This window comes from Cellulomonas taurus (assembly GCF_012931845.1).
Lineage (GTDB): Bacteria > Actinomycetota > Actinomycetes > Actinomycetales > Cellulomonadaceae > Cellulomonas > Cellulomonas taurus.
On the sequence record NZ_CP051884.1, the window covers coordinates 3333545 to 3356978 of the forward strand.

Below are 23434 nucleotides of genomic sequence, written 5' to 3' on the forward strand. Positions count from 1 at the left end.
GACGGCCCGCACCGCCGCCAGTCCCGCACCGCCGTCAGCGCCACACGGCCGTCAGCCCCACACGGCTGTCAGTCCGGCACCGCCGCCAGTCCGGCACGGCGGTCAATCCGGCACGGCGGTCAATCTCGCACGGCCGTCAGTCCCGCACGGTCACGTCACCGACCCGGGTGCGCGGCACCGCACCGACCCGCGGTGGTTCCAGCAGTCGCTGCACGTCCTCCCGGCGGTAACGGCGATGACCGCCCAGGGTCCGCACGGACGCGAGCCGTCCGGCCCGGGCCCATGCGGCCACCGTCTTCGCCTGGACGCCGAACACGGCGGCGACCTCCGCCGGCGTCATCAGGTCGTCGTCGGCTCTCGCGATGATCTTCACTTCCATACCTCCCCGAGGTCTGCACGGCTGGGGACGCCGAGCTTGCGGATGATGCGGTGGACGTGGTTCTCGACCGTGCGCACGCTGAGGAAGCAGCTCGCGGCGATCTCCGTGTTGCTCCGCCCGGCCACGACCAGGCGGAGGATGTCCTGCTCCCGCGGCGTGACGGCGGTGCGCAGCGACCGGCCGGGGGTCAGGTCCAGCGGCGTGCACCCGACCTCGTCGGCGAGGGCGTGCGCGCGGGACCGCCAGTGCTCGGCGGACCGTTCGTCGTTGCGGTACAGGGCGGCGAGCGTCCGCGCGATCACCCCGGCGAAGAACGGTCGACGCGCTGTGCGCAGGGCGGTGAAGGCCTGTTCCAGGACGGCCGGGTCGCGGCTGGCGAGGGCGTCCTGGTAGCTGATCATCGGGGCGAAGAGCGGGTGCGAGGCCCGGTCGGCCACCTCGTGCAGGTGGGCCAGCCGGTGGGCCGACCAGCTGCCGACCCCGAACGTCCACACCGCGAGCGCCGCGGGGACGAACCCGCGTCGTTCCAGCACCAGTCCCGCGTCCCACAGGGCGCCCAGCCCGGCGTCCCCCTCCCGGAGCGCGTCGATGTACGCCCGCGACCACTGGGTCGACCCGAACGGGAGGTAGGAGTGGACGACACCGAACCGCTCGGCCTGCCGTTGGGTGGACTCGGCCAGGTCGAAGCGCCCGCGTCTGGCCTGGAGCGCGGCGAGCATCGCGAGACTGCCCACCTGCACCGGCATGTGCGGGAAGGGCGGCACTCCGATGGCCAGCACCGCGTCCAGCACCGTCTCGGCCTCGGCGAACCGGCCCTGCAGGAACAGTCCGACGGTCAGGGCGTGCGAGTGCAGCGCCACGCCCGCGCCGTCCAGGGCGCTGAGCGCCCGGCCCCGGTGCTCCCGGGTGATCGCGAGCAGATGGTCCAGGTCGTCACCCCGCAACGCGGCCGCCTGCACTCGCCACAGGGCGCGCGCTGTGCGCTCCTCCGCGTCGACCGGCTCCGGCAGCGCGGCGAGCGCGGTCGCCGCGCGGTGCCCGTCACCGGCGATGAGCGCCTCGACGACGGGGGCGGCCGGGCACCACGGGGCGGCGGCGGGTGTCCGGCGGGGTGTCCAGGGTCCGGCCGTCACCGATGCCAGGTGCGCCGCCAGCCGGGCCGACCCGAGCCGCGTCCGCCCGGCATCAGGGCTGTGGACCGGGCCGGTGAGGACCGCGGTGGCCGAGGGCAGGTCGGCGTCCACCCAGGCGTGCCATCGGGCGACGACGTCCCGGTAGCGGAGGGTCTCGTCCGGCGGCCCCGAGCCGGGATCGGTGCGCTCGATCACGCGCAGCACCTCGCGCCGGTCCACCCCCCGCGCGATGAGCGCGCGGATCAGATCGGCGGCGGCGCCCGGTCCGGGATCGGCGTCCCAGCGCGCCTGAGCGCGGGCATGCACCCGGCGCTGCCGTGCCTGGAGCAGCACGGCGGGACCGAACACCTCGCTCGTCCTGGTCGCCGGCTCGTCGTCGGGGACATCGCCGTCCGCGCTGGTGATCGCCCGCATCAGCGGGGTCGCTGCCCGGCGCAGGTACTCGGCCAGCAGGGGTGGGCTGATCGCGAGCACCGGCGGCTCGTCGTCGGTCACCTCGATCAGCTGTCGTTCCTCCAGCTCCTGCAGCACCCCGTCGGGGACCAGCGCACGCGCCGCGTCGAGGTCGCATGCCCCCACCCGTGCCAGTCGGAGCAGCCCGGCGATCGGCTCCGGGGACAGATCCGAGAGGAAGGTGGCGACCACCCGGGAGATGCCCGGATTCCACAGATCGGAGGTGGCCTGCCAGAGGTCGCCGCGCTGCACCAGCCGCCCGGCCCGGCGCGCGGCGGAGGCGAACCGGACCAGGAGCCCGGGCAGTCCGGCGGACTTGGTCATCAGGCGGGCGACGGTCGCGGGTTCCACCACTCCGCCGAGCTGGTCGGCCAGCAGCTCCGCGCACTCCTCGAAGCCGAGGGGCCGGATGTCCAGGCGCAGCGCCGCCGGGAACGGCAGCCTGGCACCGTCGTCGCGGCGGACCCGGGCGGTGGCGACGACGGCTGCCCGCGTGCGGTCCACCGCGTGTTCGAGCAGCGCGACCGATGTGTCGTCCAGGTCGTCCAGATCGTCGATCAGGAGCACCTGGTCGTGGTGCCCGAGCCGTTCGACCAGCGCCGGGAACAGGGTGGACACCGTCAGGTCGGCGCTCCGAGGCATGGGTCCGGCCATCTGCGCCAGCCCGAGCGGCGATGTCGACGGGTCGAGCCCGCGCACCCCGTGGACCACCACCGGGTCGTGGCCGGACTCGCGCAGATGGCGGGTCACCGCCTGCAGCACCGTGCTGCGCCCCGACATCGGCCGACCGAGGATCACGATGCTCTCGCGCAGGGCGATCGCGTCGAGTGACTCGTCGAGCAGCGTCGAGTGGCAGAAGGTCATGGCTCACGTCCGGACGGCGGGTGGATGCGTGGGCAGCGAATCACCGCTCAGGAGCCGGGTGGCCGGTACCCGTGCGATTTAAGGGGCATTTCGGTGAAAAGTGAGTACCCCTAGCGGGCCGCCTGAGGGCTGAGCGCCACCTAGTCGCGAGTGACCACCCCTGATCCAGCAAACGTTAGGCATACCTAACTTTCTGTGCGATGCTGACGCCGTGTCACTTCCGCACCCCCGCGAAGGAGCCTCATGACCGCGACCACATCCGCCCCGACCACCGACGAGAGCCTCTCGGCGCTGCTGCGCACGGGGACCCGTGGTGAGCACCAGGCGGCCGAGTCGTCCGCGTTCGTGGACCGACTGCTCGCAGGTGATCTCACCGCCGCCGCGTACACGGATCTCGCGGCCCAGCTGCTGCACGTCTACCGCGCGCTGGAGCAGGTCGGCGACTCCCTGGCCGACGACCCGGTCGGCAGCACCCTGGTCTTCGAGGCACTGCGCCGCGCCCCGGCCCTGGAGCACGATCTGGCGGCGCTGTCCGGCGCCGACTGGCGGGAGCGACCCGACGTGATCACCCCGCACCCGGTCACCGCCGCGTACACCGCGCGGATCCTGGCCGGCGGTCTCACCGGGTACGTCGCCCACGCCTACACCCGCTACCTCGGTGACCTGTCCGGCGGCCAGATCATCGCCCGGATGGTGCAGCGGCACTACGGCATCCCGGAGGACGCCCTGACGTTCTACCGCTTCCCGGAGATCGACAAGCTGAAGCCGTTCAAGGACGTGTACCGGGCCCGTCTCGACGCCCTGACGCTGACCGCCGAGCAGCGGCACGCGGTGGTGGCGGAATCACGCGAGGCGTTCCGGGCGAACCGGGAGCTCTTCACGGTCCTGGGTGCCGCCCACCTGAGCTGACACACGATCCTCACGTCACCGGATCCCCGGTGCTGACACTTCGTGCAAAGATGTCAGCATGCCCAAGATCATCGGCGGATCCCTGCACGAGCACCGGGAGCAGACCCGCCTGAAGCTGTTCGCCGCGCTGGCGGAGCTGATGACCGAGCGGGGCTTCGACGCGATCACCCTCGCGGACATCGCCTCGGCCGCAGGCATCGGTCGGACCGCGGTGTACAACCACTTCGCCGACAAGGAGGCGATGCTGCTCGGCTTCATCATGCACGAGACCGAGCAGTACGTGGTCGCCCTCGAGCACGAGCTGGACGGCATCGACGACCCGACCGAGAAGCTGCGCACCTACATCCGCGCCCAGTCCCGGCTCAAGCGCGACTACCACCTGGTCAGCGGCGCTGACCTGCGGTCGGTGCTGTCCCGGGGCACCCAGCAGCGGGTCCGCGAGCACGTGATCATGCTGGAGCAGGTGCTGCGCCGGATCCTGGCCGCCGGCATCGACTCCGGCGCCTTCCCCGCGCAGGACCTGGGCACCTCGGTCGCCCTGGTGAACGCCTGCCTGACCCGCACCCTGCCGCCGGACGGCGAGGCGCGTGAGCAGGCGATCGAGTCGACGGTGACCTTCGTGCTGCGCGCCGTCGGTGCCGACCCGGAGCTGGCCGCCGCCTGACCTGACCCGGCCGGGGGTCGGCCACTCACCCGTGCGGGTGGTGATCCGGGGGTTCGCCCGGTGAACCGGATGTGCCGATGCTGACCAGCCGGGATGATGAGGCCATGACCGCTGCCGTTCGCGAGCTCGCCCTGCTGGCCCACCGGCTGGCCGGGACCACCGTGCCCGAGGACGTGCACCGCGCGGCCGTCGACGCCCTGACACAGTTGATCGGCGGCGAGACCACCCTGCTCCGGTTCGAGCAGGACGACCAGATCGCGATCGCCGGTGCCCAGGTGGAGGACGCCCCCGCGCTGGACGGCGACGTGCTCGGCGACCTGCGCCGGACCGGGGAGACCCTGCTGCTGCCGGCCGGTGGCCGCACCCCCGCCCGGCTGGTGGCGCCGATCCGGGTGAACGGTGAGCTGTGGGGCGCGTGCCTGGTGCGGCGGCTCGCGTCGTTCACCCCGGACGACGCCGCCCGCGCCGAGCTGGTGGGCGCGCTGGCAGCCGGGGCGATCGCCCGCACCGACCTGGCCGAGCAGGTGCGCCACCTGGTCTCCGACGACGCACTGACCGGTCTGAACACCCGCCGGGTCGCCGACGAGGCGGCGCATGTGGCCCTGGAGTCGGGGCAGGAGACCTGCATCGTGATGTGCGATGTGGACGGGCTGAAGCGGGTGAACGACGACCTCGGCCACGACGCCGGGGACGATCTGCTCCGCGCGGTCGCCGGGGTGCTGCGCCGGGCCGGAGCCGGGCTGCCGGGTGCCACGGTGGCGCGGATCGGCGGCGACGAGTTCTGCCTGGTCACCCAGGGCATCCCCCGGTCGACCGTGGTGCGGGTGATGGAGTCGGCGGTGGCGGATGCCCCGTTGCCGCACGGTGCGTCGCTGTCCTACGGGGTGGCCTCCTCCGCACGCGGGTCACTGGGCACCCGGCCGACCACCCGCTCGCTGTTCCGCCGGGCCGATGCCGCGCAGTACCACGCCAAGCGCGCGCACCGGGCGGAGCGGTCCCGGCAGTACCGCTCCGACGACCCGGCCACCGTGCTCGGCCGCACCGTCTCCGCGGCTGTGAGCGCCCTGTCCCAGGCCGGACCGAACCGGCTCAGCCGCCTGTGCGCGCTGGCCCCCGCAGTCAGCGAGTCGATGGGCGGATCGGCCTGGGCGGTGCACCGCGAGCTGTCCGGCGCCGGGGAGGACCAGCAGTGGGCGGCGGTCGCCCGCGGCGGTTCCAGCGGGGTGCACCTGCCCGACGTGCGGCGGATCGAGCTGCGCGAGGGCGAGTGGGTGATCACCGTGGAGAGCACCCTGCCGAAGCACGACCGCACGGTGGAGGCCACCCTGCACACGCTGATGTCGCTCGCGGTGCTGGGCGGCGCCTGACCGTCAGCCGTGCAACGGGAGCATCAGCTCCGCCGCGCCCGCCTCGACCACCCGGACCGGCACACCCCACTCCTGGGAGTTGAGGTGGCAGGCGGGGAACTCGATGCTCGGGTCTGCGTCGCAGGAGGCGGCACGGGCGGCGATGTGCAGCACGCCCTCGGTGACTTCGGGGTTGATCCGGAGCGTGCGGGTCAACGGGATGTCCCGACCGTCGCCGTCGAGCAGCAGCTCCGGCGGTGAGCTGGACACGGTGAGCTGGGTGGAGGGCCCGTAGCGGTCGTCGTACTTCTGCCCGGCGGCGGGGGTGAAGACCACGTCCAGGACCAGGTCCCCGGCGGCGATGTCGGTGGCGGGGCGGGCGGTGCGGTGCGCCCCGGCGTCCAGGATCTCCCCGGCGAGGGTGGCCGGCAGGGCGATCCGGGTCAGGCGGTGCGCCGCCGACTCGACCACCAGCACGGTCAGGTCGCCGTCGGTGGCGGGCAGCACCACGATCCCGCTCGGCTCGGCCAGGCCGGTCGCCAGTGTGGACACCTGGCCGTCCGCCGACCAGCGGCGCAACGCGCCGTTGTAGGTGTCGGCGATCAGCACCGAGCCGTCCGGCAGGGCCGCCACGCCGAGCGGGTGCTGCAGGAGCGCCTGCCCTGCCTCGCCGTCCCGGTGCCCGAAGTCGTAGAGCCCGGAACCGACCACGGTGCCCACGCCGACCGACGACCACGCGTCCGCCGGGTCGACCGCGGGGGCGGTGTCGGCGGTGTCCAGGAAGCGCAGGGCGGAGGTCTCCGCGTCGGCCAGCCACACCCGTCCGTCGACGCCGACGCTCAGACCGGACGGCTGGGCGAACCAGGCACCAGCCGGGTCACCGTCCTCCAGGCCCTCGTTCATGGTGCCGGCGACCGGTTCGATCGCACCGGAGACCGGATCGAACGCCCACAGCTGGTGGTTGCCGGCCATCGCGACCAGCGCGGTGCCGGTGGCGGGCACCCAGGTCACGTCCCACGGCGACGACAGCGGCACCGACCGCGGGTCGCGGTCCCGCCACAGCTCGGGGTGCCCGGGCAGCGGCGCGGCCACGGTCGGCTCGCCCACCAGGTACTGGGTGCCGGTCCCGGCCACGGTGGTCACCTCCCCGTCGGCGAGCCGCACGCCGCGCAGTGCGTGGTTCACCGTGTCGGCGACCAGCACGTCGTAGCCGACCTGCTCGGCGACGTCGGCGGGCAGCAGGGCCAGGCCGTTCGGCTCGCTGAACCGGGGCTGGTCGCCGTCGGTCAGACCGCGCTCACCGGTGCCGATCCGGCGCACCAGGGTCTCGCCGTCGGCGGCCAGCTCGGTCAGGGCGTGGTGCCCGGCGTCGGCGACCAGCAGGTTGCCCGAGGGCAGCAGCACCGCCTTGGCCGGGAAGCGCAGGGTGCCGGCGACCGGCTCGGGCGGCACGTACACCCCGGCGCCCCGGTGCAGGGTGCCCTTGGCGTCGTGCTCGGCGATCAGCTCCTCGACCAGCACGGTGAGGTTGCTCAGGTGCCCCTCGCCCGCCATCTGGGCCACGATGTAGCCCTCCGGGTCGATCACGACCAGCGTCGGCCAGGCCCGCGCGGTGTACGCCGACCAGGTCACCAGCTCCGGGTCGTCGAGCACCGGGTGGTGCACCTCGTAGCGCTCGACCGCGGCGGCCAGCGCATCCGGGTCGGCCTCGTGCGCGAACTTCGGCGAGTGCACGCCGATGATGGTCAGCACGTCGCGGTGCTGCTCCTCCAGCTCCCGCAGCTCGTCCAGGACGTGCAGGCAGTTGATGCAGCAGAACGTCCAGAAGTCGAGCAGCACGATCTTGCCGCGCAGGTCCGCGAGGGTCACCTGCGCACCCCCGGTGTTCAGCCACCCCCGGCCGATCAGCTCGGAGGCGCGGACGCGGGGCAAGCGGGAGGTGGAGGCGGTCACAGGAGAAGTAGACAGCATCGACACCGTCGCAGCCAGACAACCGAGGGGCTGTGCAACCTCACAGTTGCACAGCCCCTCGGTTGTCGATCAGCCCAGCGCGTCCGGCAGCTCGGGCAGGTCGTCGCCGGACAGCCCCAGCACGTGCTCGGCCAGGAACCGCTCGACCACGGCGTACCAGACCGTGGCGTGCTGCGGGGTGAGGACCCAGTGGTTCTCGTCCGGGAAGAACAGGAACCGGTGCGGGGTCCGGCCCTGGTCGTCGGCGGGCAGGCCCGACTTCGACAGCAGCTCGTACCAGAGCCGCAGGCCCTCACCGATCGGCACCCGGTAGTCCTTGTCGCCGTGGATGACCAGCATCGGGGTGACGATCTTCTCCACCGACAGGTGCGGGGAGTTGGCCAGGGCCATCTCGTCGGTCATCTCCCGCGCCCAGTAGAAGGCGTCGTCGGTGGTCGGCCCGAACTGGTCGAGCGCCCACAGGCTGGCGTGGGTGACGATGCCGCGGAACCGGTCGGTGTGCCCGGCGACCCAGTTGGCCATGTACCCACCGAACGAGCCGCCCATCGCGGCGGTCCGGGTCTCGTCGATGTCGGCACGCGCCACGGTGACGTCGGTGATCGTCATCAGGTCGGTGAACGGGGCGGCACCCCAGGCACCCCAGCCGCGCTGGATGAACTCCTGGCCGTAGCCGGTGGACAGCGCCGGGTCAGGCAGCAGCACGGCATAGCCCTGGGCAGCCATGATCCAGGGGTTCCACCGCCAGGACCAGGTGTTCCAGGAGTTCAGCGGCCCACCGTGGATCCAGAGCAGCAACGGCGCGGGGGTCGCGTCGCTCGCGCCCTCGGGCAGCACCAGCCAGGCACGCAGCGGCGAGCCGTCCTCGGCGGTGCCGGTGACCTCGGTCAGGGTGCCGGGCAGCTCGGGCAGCGGCGCGGGGGTGGGCAGGGCGACCGCATCGACCGGTGCACCGGAGGCGAGCGCGACAGTGAGATCGATCCGGACCGGGTGGGCCGGGGCCAGGTAGGACGACCGCAGCGCGTAGAGCGTGGCGCCGTCCGGGCTGAGCTGCAGATCGGTGAACACCGCGTCGTCGGCGGTGATCCGGGTGATCGCGTCCGTGGCGAGGTCGAGGTGGAAGACCGGACCGCGACCGTTGTCGTCGGCCTGGATCAGCAGACCTGCACCGTCCCGGGTCCAGGTGACGTGCGCCGGCCACCGGTCCCAGTCGGCGGCCAGCCGACGCGGGGTCGTCCCGTCCAGGTCGGTCAGCCACAGCTCCACCCGCGGCGCCTCGTGCGGGGTGGAGATCGTCTCGCGCAGGTAGGCGACCCGGTGACTGTCCGGGGCGATCGCCGGGCCGAAGGACTCGCCGGTCGGGTCGTCGACCAGGGTGCGTCGCTCGCCGGAGGCCAGGTCGATCGCGACCAGGATCTGCCGCAGCACACCCTTCGCGGCGGGCACCGTCCAGGAGGTCACCGCATGCCGACCTTCCGGCGTGAGCACGGCGTCCTCGTGCCGCAGCCCGACGCCCGGGTCGACGGTCACGTCCCGCAGGGTGCTCCGCTCGGCGTCCGTGGAGTCGACGGCGAACAGGTGCGGCAGCGACGGGCCGAGGTCGTGGTCCCAGTACCGGACCGGGTAGGCGTCGTGCAGGATCGCCGCCACCTTGGTGTCCTGGCGCAGGGTGTGCCGGCGCTCGTCGTCCTCGGCGTCGGTCGACCGGGGCAGCACCTCGGAGAACACCGCGGTCACGGGGGCGGCCGCCGCCGTCAGCACACCGTCGATCCCGGCGTGCCGGGTCGCCAGCACCCGGGCCTCACCCCCGGCGGCGGGCAGCAGCCACAGGGCGGCGGGGGCGTCGTCGTCGGTCGCCTCCGGGTCGGGGCGGCGCGAGGTGAACAGCAGGTCGCCGGTGGAGCTGAAGACCGCGGACGACTCGCCCTGGGCCGAGCGGGTCAGGCGCTGGGCGGGGCGCTCACCGGTCGGGTCCACCTCCCACAGCGCGGTGACGTGCTTGGTCCGCTTCGGGTCGAGGGTGGACACCGCCGTGACCAGCCGGGTGCCGTCCGGGGAGAGTCGCAGGCCGGAGAGCCGGGGCAGGGCGATGTACGCGTCGAGGTCGTGAAAAGGGGTGGTCATGCGACCGGTGTATCACGGACGACGGTCGGAGTCCGCGTTGTTATCCCGCTCGGCCAGCCCGGCCAGCATCGCGTTGTAGGCGTCCATCTCCACGTCGCCGTCCCGGTCCACCTTGCGGTCGCGGCGCTTGGCGGTGCGCTCGTCGTCGCGGGACCAGGCCAGCGCCACCCCGATCGCCAGGGCCAGGGTGGGCAACTCGCCGATCCCCCAGGCCACGCCGCCGCCGCGTTGCTGGTCGGCCAGCGCGCTGGGTCCCCAGGGCCGACCCAGGTTGCCGAACCAGTCGGGGACCAGCAGCACCTCGCCGGTGACCAGCGCGACCCCGAAGAACGCGTGGAAGGCCATCGTGGCGAACAGCAGCAGCAGCCGCTGCGGGTAGCCGGGCCGGGTCGGACCCGGGTCGATGCCCACCAGCGCGTTGGCGAACAGGTAGCCGGCGAGCGAGAAGTGCAGCACCATCGCGTAGTGGCCGACGCCGGACTCCAGCGCCCAACCGAAGATGCCGGTGTAGTAGAAGACGATCATCGACCCGGCGAAGTTCACCGCGGCGACCAGCGGGTTGGCGAAGAACCTCCCCCATCGGCTGTGCACCAGGGCCAGCAACCACTCACGGGGACCACGGGAGTCGTCCGCGTCCCGCCCGGACCGTGACTGCCGGGCCGGTAGCGCACGCAGTGCCAGAGTGACCGGCGCTGACAGCGCGAGCAGCACCGGGATCACCATCGCCAGCAGCATGTGCTGCACCATGTGCGCGCTGAACAGGACGTGCCCGTACATCGCCGGGCCGCCGGAGGTGGTCCAGAAGAAGATGACCATGCCGGTCACCCAGCTGACGGTGCGCGGCCAGGGCCAGGCGTCGCCGCGTCGGCGGAGCCGGAGCACCCAGCGCAGGTAGGTCACGATCCCGGCGACGGCCGCGGTGGCGAGCAGCACGTCCCACCGCCACTGGGTGATCCAGGACAGGGTGGTCGGCTCCGGCGGCAACGCGTGGCCGGTGACGATCTCGGCCGGGGTCGGGTTCGTGATCGGCTCGTCCGGCACCGGCGGGGCGGTGGACCCCAGGGCGACGGCGACCCCGGAGACGGCGCCCATCACGGTCAGCTCGACCAGCACCAGCCGCCAGAACAGGAACGCGACCGGTCCGTCGGTGACCGAGAGCTTGGCGACGACCCGGCGCCGGTGCAGCAGGCCGAGCAGCCCGAGCACGCCGAACAGGCCGATCTTGGCCAGCAGGAGCAGCCCGTAGCGGGTGCCGAAGTCCGACCAGGTGTCCAGCCGGACCAGCGAGTTCACCGTGCCGGAGACGGCGACCAGCCCGAAGCACCAGCCGGCGATCACACTGAACCGCGAGACGGCCGGTGCCAGGTCGCGGCCGAGCCGGTGCGCCAGCGGCGCCAGCGCGGCGAGCACCCCGATCCACAGCGCGGCCCCGACCAGGTGCAGGAACATCGACGAGGTCGCCAGGTCGTGCGAGGCGGCGCCGGAGGCGTGCCCGGTCTGCGCGGTCTGCCACAGGGCGACCAGCACCAGCGCGGCGGTCCAGGCGGCCCCGAGCGGGGAGGTGACCAGCAACGAGAGCGCGGTGACGATCCCGGCCGCGATCACCGCCGTCAGCAGCACCCGCCCGAGTTCGAAGGTGGTGACGAACTGGCCCAGCTCGGCCCCGAACGCGGGGTCGGTGGGCGAGAGTCCGGCGACGTTCGCGTAGGTGAGCACCAGCTCGACCACCGCGATCAAGGTCCAGGCGGCGGAGGCGGCGGCCGTCACCCCGGAGGCGGCCCGGATCATCCCGGGGTCGGCGCGGCGGGGCAGCACCGTCGCCAGCAGCACCAGTCCGCCGAGGGTGAGCGAGGCGGCCAGTTCGCTCAGCGTGCTCGCCACCGGCAGACCCCATCGGACCAGCGCACCGGGGTCGCGGAGCAGCACCGGGTCGGCGGCGCCGCTGAAGGCGACTCCGGCCAGCACGGCTGCCACCGCGGCGATCACCAGCGCGGTGATCCGGGTGACACCCCAGGTGGGGGTGGGGCGCGGCGTGGTGGGGCGCGGCGTGGCGGCCGCCGTCGTGGTCACTGGTCCCGGCTGGCCTTCGCCTTGCGCCGCTCGTGGACGACGAAGGTCACCACGGCCGCGAGCGCGAGCACCCCGACCACGATGGCGACGATCGCCCCGGCGGCCAGGCCGGCGTCCGCGTCCTCGGCGGTGGCGTCGTCCGACGGGGCGGTGGCGATGATCGAGGGCTCGACGATCGGGCTGGGATCGGCGCTCGGTGCGTCGGTGGCCTGGGTGGTCACCTCCGGCTCGGCGTCCGGACCCGGGTCGACGCCCACGGTGGTGGCGGCCTCCGCCGTGAAGCCGAAGCTGCCGTCGATCGGGTGACCGTCGGCGGAGGTGACCCGCCAGGTGACCGTGTAGGCACCGGCGGGCAGGTCGCCGGTGAGCGCCTGGGTCACCGTCGCGTCCACCAACTGCACCGCGCCGTCACTGACGGTCACGCCGTTCGGGTCGGTGACCACGATCTCCGAGCCGAGCGCCTGGGCCGGCTCGTTGAAGGTCAGGGTGATCTGCTCCGGGGCGGATCCGACGGTGGAACCGTCGGCCGGGTCGGTGCCGATCAGCGCGTTGTGCGCGCTGGCACCCGGTGCGGCGAGCACCAGCAGCACCAGGCCGAGCAGTGCGACCGCCAGGGTGGCGGCGGCGCGCAGCACGAGCGGCCGATCGGCGGCAGGGCGGGGCAGGGCAGACAGGGCAGACAGGGCAGAGGTGCGACGGTCGGTGCTCACCGCCCCATCATGACCCGCGGCGGCGATCCGCGGGTCCTCCACCGGCGGGTGATCGGGGTCGGGGTGGCTGATCTCACGTCCGCGAGCGTCGCCGTGGCCGCCAGGAACGGGCCAGGAACGGGCCTGTGGATAACCGCCCGCACCGGTGGGGACCGGCCTAGCGTCGAGGGCATGGGCACGACGATCGCCGACACCGACCCGTGGGACCGACCCCGCGAGCGCCTGCTGCGCCTGGGGCCCGACGCCCTGTCCGACGTCGAACTGGTCGCTCTGCTGCTCGGCTCGGGCGCACCGCGAGCCGGCGTGATCGAGCAGGCACGCGAGCTGCTGCGCCGTCACGGTGGTCTGGCGGGGCTCGCCGCCCAGAACTCGATCGGCCTGACCGCGGCACCCGGGGTCGGGCCCGCGAAGGCCACCCGGATCGTGGCGGCCCTCGCGCTCGCCCGACGGTTCGGCACCTCCACCGACCGGCGGGACACCCTGCGCGGCCCGGGCGACATCGAGCGGATCGCCGCGCCCCTGCTGGCCGGTGTCGTGGACGACCGCCTGGTGGTGATCGCCGCCGACCGGGCCAGCCGGGTCCTGGGTGCCACCGTGCTGCCGCGGACCCGCGCCCACGAGTGGCCCGCCCCGGTGCGTCCGCTGCTGGCGGAGGCGCTGCGGCACGGTGCGGTCACCTTCGCGCTGGCCCACTGCTGCACCGAGCCGACGGGCGACCACCGACCGTTCACCGCCACCGTGGCCGCGGCGGCCGAACAGTGCGGGCTGCGGCTGCTCGACCACGTGGTGCGCGGGGCGGGTCACTAGCCGGTCACGAGCCGGTCACTAGGTAGTCCCCAGGTCGGTCAGGATGGGGTCATGCCCGATGCGCCCGTCCTGACCGTTGCCGCCGCCCTCATCACCGACGACCAGGGGCGCTACCTGCTGGTCCGCAAGCGCGGCACGACGGCCTTCATGCAGGCGGGCGGCAAGCTCGAACCCGGTGAACGGCCCGACGCCGCACTGGTCCGGGAGGTCGCCGAGGAACTCGCCCTCCGGGTCCAGCTCACCGACCTGCGGCCGCTCGGCGTCCGGCACGCCCCCGCCGCCAACGAACCCGGCCACCGGATCACCGCCCACGTGTTCGCGGTGGAGAACGTGCAGGGGACGGCGGTGCCCAGCGCGGAGATCGAGGAGGCGCTCTGGGTCGACCGCGAGCAGGCGGCGGTCCTGCCGCTGGCACCGCTCACCGCCCAGCTGCTCGGCCTGGACTGACCCACTACCCTCGCCGCATGCCCCGGAGCATCGCGACCGCCACCACCGTCGACCTGCCGACCCTGCTGGACTTCGTCCGGCCCCGGCACCACCTGCTGCTGGTCACCACCCGGCGCGACGGTCGACCGCAGATCTCTCCGGTCTCCGGCGGCGTGGACGAGCAGGGCAGGATCGTGATCTCCACCTACCCCGGCCGGGCGAAGACGGTGAACGCCGAGCGCGACCCCCGGGTGTCGATCTGCGTGCTGTCCGACGACTTCGGTGACGCGTGGGTCCAGGTCGACGGCGACGCCGAGGTGCTGCACATGCCCGAGGCCGAGGACGCCCTGGTCGACTACTACCGGTGCATCGCCGGGGAGCACCCCGACTGGGACGAGTACCGCGCGGCGATGCGCACCCAGGGCAAGTCGCTGATCCGGGTCACGCCCACCCGCTGGGGCCCGATCGCCACCGGCGGTTTCCCCGCCGACGTCGCCGCCCGCCTGGACGGCTGAGGCCCCCGCGCGCACGCGGGCACGCCTCCCGCGCGGGGAAGCCTGCCTGCGTGCGGCCGCAGTGCGTCAGGCCCAGACCAGCCCCTGGGAGGGGTCGGCCAGGACTGCCGCGACGTCGGCGAGGACCCGGGAGCCGAGTTCGCCGTCGACCAGTCGGTGGTCGAAGCTCAGCGCGAGCTGGGTGACGTAGCGGGGCTTGATCTTGCCCTTGTGCACCCACGGCTGCTGGCGGATCGCACCGAAGGCGAGGATCGCGGCCTCACCCGGGTTGAGGATCGGGGTCCCGGTGTCGATGCCGAACACGCCCACGTTGGTGATGGTGATCGTGCCGTCGGACATGTCGGTCGGGGAGGTCTTGCCGGCCCGGGCGGTGGAGGTCAGGTCGGCGATGCCCTCGGCCAGGTCGTGCAGGCCCATCCGGTGCGCGTCCTTGATGTTCGGCACCACCAGCCCGCGCGGGGTGGCGGCGGCGATCCCGAGGTTCACGTAGTGCTTGTAGACGATCTCCTGCGCGGACTCGTCCCAGGAGGCGTTGATCTCCGGGTGGCGGCGCACCGCCAGCAGCAGCGCCTTGGCGGTGATCAGCAGGGGCGTGACCCGCACGTCGGCGAACTCCCGCTCCTCGCGCAGCCGGGCGACCAGCTTCATGGTGCGGGTGACGTCGACGGTGTGGAAGACGGTCACGTGCGGGGCGGTGAACGCGCTGGCGACCATCGCCTCCGCCGTGCGCTTGCGGACCGACTTCACCGGGACCCGGGTCTGCCGGCCGTCGGCGGACACCGTGCCGGAGGCGAGCCAGGGCTGGTCGTCGCCGGGGTAGGTGGCCAGGGTGCGGGGCTCGGCCTGGGCGGTGTACGCCAGAACGTCCTCCCGGGTGACGATGCCGCCGGGGCCGGTGGGCTGCACCGACTCCAGGCTGATCCCCAGGTCCCGGGCCAGCTTGCGCACCGGGGGCTTGGCGAGGGCACGACCCGCCTGCGACCGGGCGTTCGACGACGAAGCGGTCGTCGCCGGGTTGGCCGGGGCGGCGGTGGACGTGCCAGAGGTGGCCGTGCCAGCGGCCACCCGGCCGGCGCCAGGACCAGCGGTGCCGGATCCAGCGGCTCCGGGACCCGAGGTCGAGCCACCCGCAGCCGGTCCGGTGGAGCCGGTATCCGAACCGGAACCCGACGGGGCACCCACGGCGGGGTCGCCCTCGGCGGAGGTGAACCGGGCCCGGCGGCGGGTGGTGGGCTCAGCGGTGCCGTAGCCGACCAGCACCGCACCACCGGCCGCGGCGTCGGAGTCGGCGGGCTCCGGGGCCGCCGAGGCGGGCGAACTGGCCGGGGCGGCGGGGGTGGGTGCGGACTCGGCGGCCGGTGCGGCACCACCACGGGTGTAGGGCGCTCCGGCACCCTGCGGATCGGTGTCGACCACGATGATCGGCACGCCGACCTCGACGGTCTCCCCCTCGGACACCAGCAGGTCGACCACCACACCGGCGAACGGACTCGGCAGGTCGACCAGCGACTTGGCGGTCTCCACCTCGACGATGGTCTGGTTGATCTCGACGGTGTCGCCGACCGCGACGTGCCAGGCGGCGATCTCGGCCTCGGTCAGGCCCTCACCGGCGTCGGGGAGGCGGAACTGCTGGTAGGACGGCACTGGTTCTCCTTGGCGGACGAGCAGGCTCTGACGGGCAGGCTCTGGGGCGAGCGACTCGGCTCGGCGGGCGAGCTGCGCGGTGGGACGAGCGGGGCTGGGCGGCTCAGTGGGCGAGGACGCGGTCGACGGCGTCCAGCACCCGGTCGAGGCCGGGCAGGTACTCGTGCTCCAGCTTGGCCACCGGGTAGGGCGAGTGGAAGCCACCGACCCGCAGCACCGGGGCCTCGAGGTGGTAGAAGCACTCCTCGGTGATCCGGGCGGCGACCTCGGCGCCGGTGCCGTACAGCACCGGGGCCTCGTGCACGACGACGCAGCGGCCGGTGCGCCGGACCGACTCGGCGACGGTGGTCACGTCCAGCGGGGAGATCGCGCGCAGGTCGACCACCTCGATGCTGTGACCCTCGGCGGCGGCGGACTCGGCGACCTTCAGCGCGGTGGCCACGGTCGGGCCGTGCGCCACCAGGGTGACGTCGGTGCCGGGGCGCAGGATGCGGGCGGAGTCGAGCAGGGCGCCGGCGCTGGGGGCGAGCGGGTCGGACGTGGTGTCCACCTCGCCCTTCTCCCAGTAGCGGCCCTTCGGCTCGAAGAACATCACCGGATCCGGGCTGGCGATCGCCTGCTGGATCATCACGTGCGCGTCGGCGGGGGTGGCCGGGCTGACCACCCGCAGGCCGGCGGTGTGCGCGAACAGCACCTCCGGGGACTCGCTGTGGTGCTCCACCGCGCCGATGCCGCCGCCGAACGGCACCCGGATCACGATCGGCAGGTTCAGCCGCCCACGGGACCGGTAGTGCATCTTGGACAGCTGGGTGGTGATCTGGTCGAAGCCGGGGAAGATGAACCCGTCGAACTGGATCTCGCACACCGGCCGGTAGCCGCGCATGGCCAGGCCGATCGCGGTGCCGATGATCCCGGACTCGGCCAGCGGGGTGTCCACCACCCGATCGGTGCCGAAGTCCTTGGCCAGACCGTCGGTGACCCGGAACACGCCGCCGAGCGCGCCGATGTCCTCGCCCATCAGCATGACCTTGGGGTCACGCTCCATGGCCCGGCGCAGGCCGGTGTTGATCGCCTTCGCGAAGGTGATCTTCTGCGCGGCGCTGGTCTCGTGGGCTGTGCTCATTCGGCTGCACCTCCGATGAAGGACGACTCGTAGCGCTCGAACCACTGGCGCTCGGCGTCGACGATGGCGTGCGGGGTGGCGTAGACGTGCTCGAACATGCTGCTCGTGCTGGGGCGGCCCAGCGACCGGGTGAACTCCCGCACCCGCTCGCCCAGGGCGTCCGCCTCGGCGGCGACCGAGGCGCGGAACTCCTCGGTGAGGTCACCGGTGGCGGTCAGGTGGGCGGTCAGCCGGTCGATCGGGTCGCGCTGACGCCAGTAGTCCTCCTCCGCGGCCGACCGGTACCGGGTCGGGTCGTCGGAGGTGGTGTGCGCGCCCATCCGGTAGGTGAAGGCCTCGATGAACGTCGGGCCGCCACCGGACCGGGCACGCTCCAGCGCCTCGGCGGTCACCGCGTAGCAGGCCAGGACGTCGTTGCCGTCGACCCGGACGCTCGGGATGCCGAAGCCGAGTCCGCGGTCGCCGAGCGGCACCCGGGTCTGGCGGACGGTCGGCTCGGAGATCGCCCACTGGTTGTTCTGGCAGAACAGCACCAGCGGCGCGTTGTTCACCGCGGAGAAGACGAGTGCCTCGTTGACGTCGCCCTGGCTGGTCGCGCCGTCACCGAAGTACGTGACGACGGCGGTGTCGCGCTCGGGGTCGCCGGTGCCGACCGCGCCGTCCCGCTGCACGCCCATCGCGTACCCGGTCGCGTGCAGGGTGTGCGAGCCGATCACCAGCGTGTAGAGGTGGAAGTTGTGCTCGCTCGGGTCCCAGCCACCGTGGTCGACCCCGCGGAACAGCCGGAGCAGCTCGGTCAGGTCGAGGCCACGGGTGTGCGCCACCCCGTGCTCGCGGTAGGACGGGAACACGAAGTCCTGCGGGGCGAGCGCCCGGCCGGAACCGATCTGCGCCGCCTCCTGGCCGAGGCTCTGCACCCAGAGACCGAGCTCGCCCTGCCGCTGCAGGGAGGTCGCCTCGGTGTCGAACCGGCGCACCAGCACCATGTCCCGCCACATGCCCCGCAGGGCGTCGCCGTCCAGGTGGGCCACCCGCGGGCTGTAGTCCGGGTGATCGACCCGTTCTCCGCTCGGGGTGAGCAGCTGAACGAGTCCGTCGTCGGTCAGCGGTCCGCTGTCGTGCACGCGGTTCTCCTTCGCCTGCGCCTGCGCCCCCGGTCCGGGACGCTCTTAACCTACGCCACCGTAGGCTACGCAACCGTAGGTCCGCTGTCCGGGGGGTCGTCAAGCCTCGGCCGGACCGGTTGTGCGAGTCCTACAACCACGCCCGACCACTCTCCCGCGCCCACCCGTCCCGCTCCCACCCGGCTACCCCGCCCCCTCCCACGGGAAAACCCGAGTCGCGTCACCGAGATGACAGAAACCGACGCATTGCCGGCGTGGCAGCGTCGGTTTCTGTCATCTCGACGAGGGAGCGCGCGGTCGAGCGCGGAGGCGCGGGTTGAGCGCGGAGGCGCGCAGGGTCGGGCGCGGGAGCCCGCGGGGTCAGCGCTGGGGGAGGCGGACGACCTCGACGAAGAACTCGTCGATCTGGCGGACGACCTCGATGAAGCGGTCGAAGTCCACCGGCTTCGTGACGTAGGCGTTGGCGTGCAGGGAGTAGGAGCGGACCACGTCCTCCTCGGCCTCGGAGGTGGTCAGCACCACGACCGGGATCCGGCGCAGCGCCTCGTCGCCCTTGAGCGCCTCCAGCACCTCACGGCCGTCCATCTTGGGCAGGTTGAGGTCGAGCAGGATCAGGTCCGGGGTCGGAGCACCCTCGTGCTCGCCCTCCTTGCGCAGGAACTCCATCGCGCTGACCCCGTCCGGCACCACGGACAGCCGGTTGGCGACCTTGTTGTGCTCGAACGCCTCCTGGGTCATCAGGACGTCGCCCGGGTCGTCCTCCACCAGCAGCACATCGATGACCTTGCCCGCCATGTTCATTCCTCGATCCTGCCGGACAGCGCCGGCACAGTGTCGGAGCCGACCGGGAGCGTCCAGCGGATGCTGGTGCCCGGCCCGTCGGTTTCCCCGAGCCAGATGCGACCGCCGTGATACTCGACGATCTTCTTGCAGAGAGCCAGGCCGATGCCCGTGCCCCCGTACACGTCCTTGGGGTGCAGCCGCTGGAAGATGACGAACACCCGCTCGGCGTACTGCGCGTCGATCCCGATGCCGTTGTCCCGGCAGTCGAACTCCCAGGTGTCGCCGTCCTGCCGCGCGGTGATGCGCACCGTCGGGGGTCGCTCCGGGTCGCGGAACTTGATCGCGTTGCCGATCAGGTTCTGCAGCAGCTGGACCAGCAGGCCCCGCTCCCCCGCGACCACCGGCAGGTCGTCGACCTCGATCACCGCGCCGGTGTCCTCGATCAGGCTGCCCAGGTTGTCCAGCGCGTCCGCGAGCGCCTCGTCCATCGGCACGTCGGTGACCTCGCCGCCGATCCTGCCCACCCGGGAGAAGCCGAGCAGGTCCTGGATCAGTGCCTGCATCCGCTTGGCGCCGTCCACGGCGAAGCCGATGTACTGGTCGGCGCGCTCGTCAAGCTGGCCGCCGTACCGCTTCTGCAGCAGCTGGGTGAAGCTGGCCACCTTGCGCAACGGTTCCTGCAGGTCGTGCGAGGCGACATAGGCGAACTGCTCCAGGTCGCGGTTCGACCGGCGCAGCTCCTCCGCCTGCTCGGACAGCTGTTCGTGGGCGGCGGCGACCTCGGCGCGGGACGCCTCGATGGACTGCAGCTGCTCGACCAGGCTCAGCCGCATCCGCTCCACGTCGGCCGCGAGGTCGGCGATCTCGCCCGGACCGGTGGTCTCGACCCGGTGGTGCAGGTCGCCGGAGGACACCGCCCGGCTGTCCTCGGCCAGGGCGTTCAACGGTCCGGTGATCCACCGGCTCAGCGTCCGCCACAGCAGCATCGCGGCGATCACGGCGGAGACCGCCAGCACCGCCATCGCGAGCACCACCAGCTGCACCCAGGTGTTCATGTCCTGGTTCGCCTCGTCGCGGCGCTGGTTCAGCAGATCGAGGTAGTCCTGCACCGCGCTGCGGGTCTGGTCGAAGACGACCTGCCCCGCGGTGATCTGCTCCGGCCCGACCGACCCCGGCCCCTCGGTCTGCACCCGGGTGATGATCGGCTGGGCGATCTGCTCGTCCCAGTCCTCCGCGGCGTCCAGCGCCGCCTGTGCCGCCTGCTGCACCGGTGCGGACACCCGTCCGGAACGGTTCTCCGCGACGCTGCCGAAGGTGTCGAGGGCGTCACCGACCCGCTCGTAGGGCTCCAGGGTGACGTCGGACCCGGTCAGCGCGTATCCACGCACCGCCGTCTCGGCGTCGACCAGCCGGGTGTAGGAGCTCTCGGCGCGGGTGATCACCTGGAAGTAGGTGTCGGTCACCTCGTCCTGCCGGTCGAGCATCTGCCACAGCGCGAACGCGGAGGCGGCGACCAGCAGGGCCAGCACCAGGCCTCCGGCGGTCAGCGCCTGGGCGAGTCGACGTCGCAGGGTGATGGTCGTCGTGCGCCTCACGCCTGCACCACCCCGGCCCCGCCCCAGCCCACGACCACCAGTGCCGTGTCGTCGACCAGTTCTCCGCCGTGCTGGGCGCGCACCTCGTGCAGCACCCCTTCGACCACGTCGGCCGGGTCGGCCGCCAGTGCGTCATCCACCACCGTCAACAGCCCTTCCTTGCCGATCCGTTCCGAGCCGCGTCCGGCGATGGTGGCTTCGAGCACCCCGTCGGTGTACATCATCAGTCGCCACCGCTCCCCGAGCGGCAGGCGCTCCGGCTCCCAGCCGCTGGTCAGCGGGATGCCCAGCGCGCGGCCCCGCCGGTCGGTGGGCAGCAGGTGCGAACGCCGCCCGGCCGCCGGGTCGCCGAGCAGGAAGGGCACCGGGTGTCCGGCCAGGTACATGTCCACGGTCTGCCGGTCCGGGTGGATCGCGACCATCGAGGCGGTGGTGAAGATCTCGTCCCGCCCGCGCTCGGAGACCAGTACGCGCTCGAGCAGCGGGAAGAGCTGCTCCACCGGGGTGTCGGCCAGGACCAGGGTCCGCCAGGCGGTGCGCAGCACGGCACCGAGGGCCGCCTCGTCCGGGCCGTGGCCGCAGACGTCACCGACCAGGGCCAGCACGGTGCCGTCCGGCCGCTGCACCACGTCGTAGAAGTCCCCGCCGAGCACTCCGGCGCGCCCGGCGCGGTAACCGACCCGGACCTCCAGCTGGTCGTCCGCGATCGCCGGGCGGGGCAGCAGGGCGCGCTCGAAGCGGACGGTCTCCTCCGCCTGGATCCGGGAGCGGTAGAGCATCTCGTCCGCCGCCTGGAGCTGACGGCGCTGGACGGCGTACCGGATCGAGCGGCTGAGCAGTTCGCCGTCGACCTCGCCCTTGACCAGGTAGTCCTGCGCGCCGGCGGCCACCGCCTTCAGGCCGGTCTCGGTGTCGGTGCGGCCGGTGAGCACCACGACGGCGGGCGCACCGGCGCCGAGCAGCTGGCGCAGCGCGTCCAGGCCGTGCGCGTCGGGGAGGCCGAGGTCGAGCAGCACGCAGTCGACGTCCAGGCGTTCGACCGCCTCGTTCAGGGTGCGGACGTGCTCGGTGTGCACCGACAGTCCAGCGTCCTCCAGATGCTCGCCGACCAACATCGCGTCACCGTCGTCGTCCTCGACCAGCAGCAGCCGGATGAGATCACCGTCGGTGGGATCGCCGAAGTCGTGCGGAGGCGCGGGCCAGTCACCGCTGTCCGTCACTGCACCACCCTTCGTGCGGGTGGACGATTCGCGGCAGTTCGGCAACACCGACGAATCATCCCTGAGTTGCGCAGCGTAACGGTCCTGAGCTGCTGCTACCGGCGGAACTCCGCGCTCACCCGCAGCACCAGGTCGCTCGCCTCCGGTTCGCCGACGCTGATCCGCACCCCGTCACCGGCGAAGGGTCGTACCAGCACCCCGGCCGCGGTGGCCTGCTGCGCGAACCGGGCAGCGTCGTCACCGAGGGGCAGCCAGACGAAGTTCGCCTGCGAGTCCGGCACCGCCCAGCCCTGCTCGCGCAATCCGGCCAGCAGACGCGCGCGCTCGCCGACGATCCGCTCCACCCGGTCCAGGAGCTCGGCGCTGGCCCGCAGCGACGCCACCCCGGCCAGCTGCGCCAGGTGCGACACCCCGAACGGGGTGGACGCCGACCGGATCCCGGCGGCGAGCCGGGCGTCGGCCACCGCGAAGCCCACCCGGAGTCCGGCCAGCCCGTAGGCCTTGGAGAAGGTGCGCAGCAGCACCACGTTCGGGTGCGCGGCCAGCACCGCCAGGCCGTCGGGTGCCTGCGGGTCCCGCACGAACTCGACGTAGGCCTCGTCCAACACCACCAGCACGTCGCGCGGCACCGCGGCCAGGAACGCCTCCAGCTCGTCGGCGTGCACGGCCGGGCCGGTCGGGTTGTTCGGGGTGCAGACCAGCACCACCCGGGTGCGCTCGGTCACGGCGGCGGCCATCGCGGGCAGGTCGATCCGTCCGTCCTCACCCGCCGGCACCTGCACCGACTCCGCCCCGGCCAACGTCACCGCGATCGGGTACGCCTCGAAGGACCGCCACGGGTAGACCACCTGGTCACCGGCGTCGCAGAACGCGGCCAGGATGTGGCCGAGCACCGCCACCGACCCGCAGCCGGCCACCACCTGATCCGGCTGCACGCCCAGGTGCGCGGCCACCGCGTCGGTCAGCTCGGTGGCATACATGTCCGGGTAGCGGTTCACGTCCACCGCGCCGTCCGCGATCGCCGCCACCACCGAGGGCAACGGCGGATACGGGTTCTCGTTCGACGACAGCTTGAAGGCCGCGGCACCGACCGGCACCCGGGCACCGGGCACGTAGGGCGGCAGGGTCGACAGGGCGGGGCGCAGTGGCACGTGCTTCACACCCGACAGAATGGCACCATCAGGACATGAGATTCATCGTGCGCGTGCTGATCAGCGGTGTGGCCCTCTGGCTCGCCGAGATCCTGCTGTCCGGGATGGAGATCGTCGGAGCCGACACCACCGGCGGCCGACTGGGCATCATCCTGCTGGTCGCGCTGGTGTTCGGAGTGGTGAACGCCATCGTCAAGCCGATCGTGCAGGTGCTCAGCATCCCGCTGTACATCCTCACCCTCGGCCTGTTCACCCTGGTGGTGAACGCCCTGATGCTGATGCTGACCGCGTGGATCACCGAGCAGACCGACTGGGGTCTGCGGATCGACAGCTTCGGCACCGCGGTGATCGGCGCGCTGATCGTGTCGATCGTCAGCTTCGTGCTGTCGGTGCTGATCCCGGAGTCACGCCGCCGCGACTGACGAC

Annotated in this window: 20 protein-coding genes; 7 read left to right on the top strand and 13 right to left on the bottom strand. The window is 72.8% G+C overall.

Annotated elements, in window-relative coordinates:
* Positions 1-136: 136 nt before the first annotated feature.
* The gene (locus tag HGK68_RS15450) at positions 137-373 is read right to left on the bottom strand and encodes a BldC family transcriptional regulator (protein WP_343036940.1); all 237 of its coding nucleotides are present in this window, start codon (positions 371-373) and stop codon (positions 137-139) included.
* Positions 370-2829, bottom strand: a complete 2460-nt coding sequence (locus HGK68_RS15455; RefSeq protein ID WP_169166765.1) for a LuxR family transcriptional regulator — start codon at positions 2827-2829, stop codon at positions 370-372. Before HGK68_RS15455 ends, HGK68_RS15450 begins: the two co-directional genes overlap by 4 nt.
* Positions 2830-3072: 243 nt before the next feature.
* Here HGK68_RS15455 and HGK68_RS15460 point away from each other — a divergent pair, with 243 nt between their 5' ends.
* The 3 genes from HGK68_RS15460 (at position 3073) to HGK68_RS15470 (ending at position 5769) form a co-directional block, all read left to right on the top strand.
* A complete protein-coding gene (locus tag HGK68_RS15460) occupies positions 3073-3738 on the top strand; it encodes a biliverdin-producing heme oxygenase (RefSeq protein WP_169166766.1) in 666 nt (221 codons plus the stop codon).
* A 58-nt stretch (positions 3739-3796) separates the two neighbouring features.
* The gene (locus HGK68_RS15465; protein ID WP_169166767.1) at positions 3797-4402 is read left to right on the top strand and encodes a TetR/AcrR family transcriptional regulator; all 606 of its coding nucleotides are present in this window, start codon (positions 3797-3799) and stop codon (positions 4400-4402) included.
* A gap of 104 nt (positions 4403-4506) precedes the next feature.
* On the top strand, positions 4507-5769 hold the full coding sequence (locus tag HGK68_RS15470; protein ID WP_246260431.1) for a sensor domain-containing diguanylate cyclase: 1263 nt from the start codon (positions 4507-4509) through the stop codon (positions 5767-5769).
* 3 nt (positions 5770-5772) lie between these two features.
* Here the strand turns inward: HGK68_RS15470 and HGK68_RS15475 are convergent, their stop codons facing one another.
* From HGK68_RS15475 to HGK68_RS15490, 4 genes are all read right to left on the bottom strand, one after another.
* The gene (locus HGK68_RS15475) at positions 5773-7719 is read right to left on the bottom strand and encodes an NHL domain-containing thioredoxin family protein (protein ID WP_169166768.1); all 1947 of its coding nucleotides are present in this window, start codon (positions 7717-7719) and stop codon (positions 5773-5775) included.
* 69 nt (positions 7720-7788) lie between these two features.
* Positions 7789-9840 carry a S9 family peptidase gene (locus HGK68_RS15480; RefSeq protein ID WP_169166769.1) on the bottom strand — a complete coding sequence of 684 codons (2052 nt, stop codon included), beginning with the start codon at positions 9838-9840 and terminating at the stop codon, positions 7789-7791.
* A 12-nt stretch (positions 9841-9852) separates the two neighbouring features.
* On the bottom strand, positions 9853-11910 hold the full coding sequence (locus tag HGK68_RS15485; RefSeq protein ID WP_246260433.1) for a bifunctional copper resistance protein CopD/cytochrome c oxidase assembly protein: 2058 nt from the start codon (positions 11908-11910) through the stop codon (positions 9853-9855).
* Positions 11907-12620 (bottom strand): copper resistance CopC family protein, encoded by a 714-nt coding sequence (locus HGK68_RS15490; RefSeq protein WP_169166770.1) that lies wholly within the window; start codon positions 12618-12620, stop codon positions 11907-11909. Before HGK68_RS15490 ends, HGK68_RS15485 begins: the two co-directional genes overlap by 4 nt.
* A gap of 171 nt (positions 12621-12791) precedes the next feature.
* Between HGK68_RS15490 and HGK68_RS15495 the strand changes: the two genes are divergently transcribed.
* Genes HGK68_RS15495 through HGK68_RS15505 form a run of 3 tightly spaced genes read left to right on the top strand, consistent with a single transcriptional unit; the run spans position 12792 to position 14368 of the window.
* Positions 12792-13427 carry a JAB domain-containing protein gene (locus HGK68_RS15495; RefSeq protein ID WP_169166771.1) on the top strand — a complete coding sequence of 212 codons (636 nt, stop codon included), beginning with the start codon at positions 12792-12794 and terminating at the stop codon, positions 13425-13427.
* Between the two features lie 51 nt (positions 13428-13478).
* Complete coding sequence (locus HGK68_RS15500) at positions 13479-13874, top strand: NUDIX hydrolase (protein ID WP_169166772.1); 396 nt, start codon at positions 13479-13481, stop codon at positions 13872-13874.
* Positions 13875-13891: 17 nt separating this feature from the next.
* Positions 13892-14368, top strand: coding sequence for a PPOX class F420-dependent oxidoreductase (locus HGK68_RS15505; RefSeq protein WP_169166773.1), 477 nt, complete (start codon positions 13892-13894; stop codon positions 14366-14368).
* A gap of 66 nt (positions 14369-14434) precedes the next feature.
* Here the strand turns inward: HGK68_RS15505 and HGK68_RS15510 are convergent, their stop codons facing one another.
* From HGK68_RS15510 to hisC, 7 genes are all read right to left on the bottom strand, one after another.
* On the bottom strand, positions 14435-16012 hold the full coding sequence (locus tag HGK68_RS15510) for a dihydrolipoamide acetyltransferase family protein (protein WP_169166774.1): 1578 nt from the start codon (positions 16010-16012) through the stop codon (positions 14435-14437).
* Positions 16013-16115: 103 nt separating this feature from the next.
* Entirely contained in the window at positions 16116-17135 is a 1020-nt protein-coding gene (locus tag HGK68_RS15515) for an alpha-ketoacid dehydrogenase subunit beta (protein ID WP_169166775.1), read from the bottom strand.
* Positions 17132-18259 (bottom strand): pyruvate dehydrogenase (acetyl-transferring) E1 component subunit alpha, encoded by a 1128-nt coding sequence (gene pdhA / locus HGK68_RS15520; RefSeq protein WP_169166776.1) that lies wholly within the window; start codon positions 18257-18259, stop codon positions 17132-17134. Before pdhA ends, HGK68_RS15515 begins: the two co-directional genes overlap by 4 nt.
* 360 nt (positions 18260-18619) lie before the next feature.
* Positions 18620-19060 (bottom strand): response regulator, encoded by a 441-nt coding sequence (locus HGK68_RS15525; RefSeq protein ID WP_169166777.1) that lies wholly within the window; start codon positions 19058-19060, stop codon positions 18620-18622.
* Positions 19057-20637, bottom strand: coding sequence for a sensor histidine kinase (locus HGK68_RS15530; RefSeq protein WP_246260435.1), 1581 nt, complete (start codon positions 20635-20637; stop codon positions 19057-19059). The genes HGK68_RS15525 and HGK68_RS15530 overlap by 4 nt, the downstream gene beginning before the upstream one ends.
* Positions 20634-21857 (bottom strand): PP2C family protein-serine/threonine phosphatase, encoded by a 1224-nt coding sequence (locus HGK68_RS15535; RefSeq protein WP_246260437.1) that lies wholly within the window; start codon positions 21855-21857, stop codon positions 20634-20636. The genes HGK68_RS15530 and HGK68_RS15535 overlap by 4 nt, the downstream gene beginning before the upstream one ends.
* Before the next feature lie 95 nt (positions 21858-21952).
* Complete coding sequence (gene hisC / locus HGK68_RS15540) at positions 21953-23017, bottom strand: histidinol-phosphate transaminase (protein WP_169166778.1); 1065 nt, start codon at positions 23015-23017, stop codon at positions 21953-21955.
* Between the two features lie 26 nt (positions 23018-23043).
* On the opposite strand from hisC, the gene HGK68_RS15545 reads away from it, so the two are divergent.
* Entirely contained in the window at positions 23044-23430 is a 387-nt protein-coding gene (locus tag HGK68_RS15545; protein WP_169166779.1) for a phage holin family protein, read from the top strand.
* Positions 23431-23434: the final 4 nt, after the last annotated feature.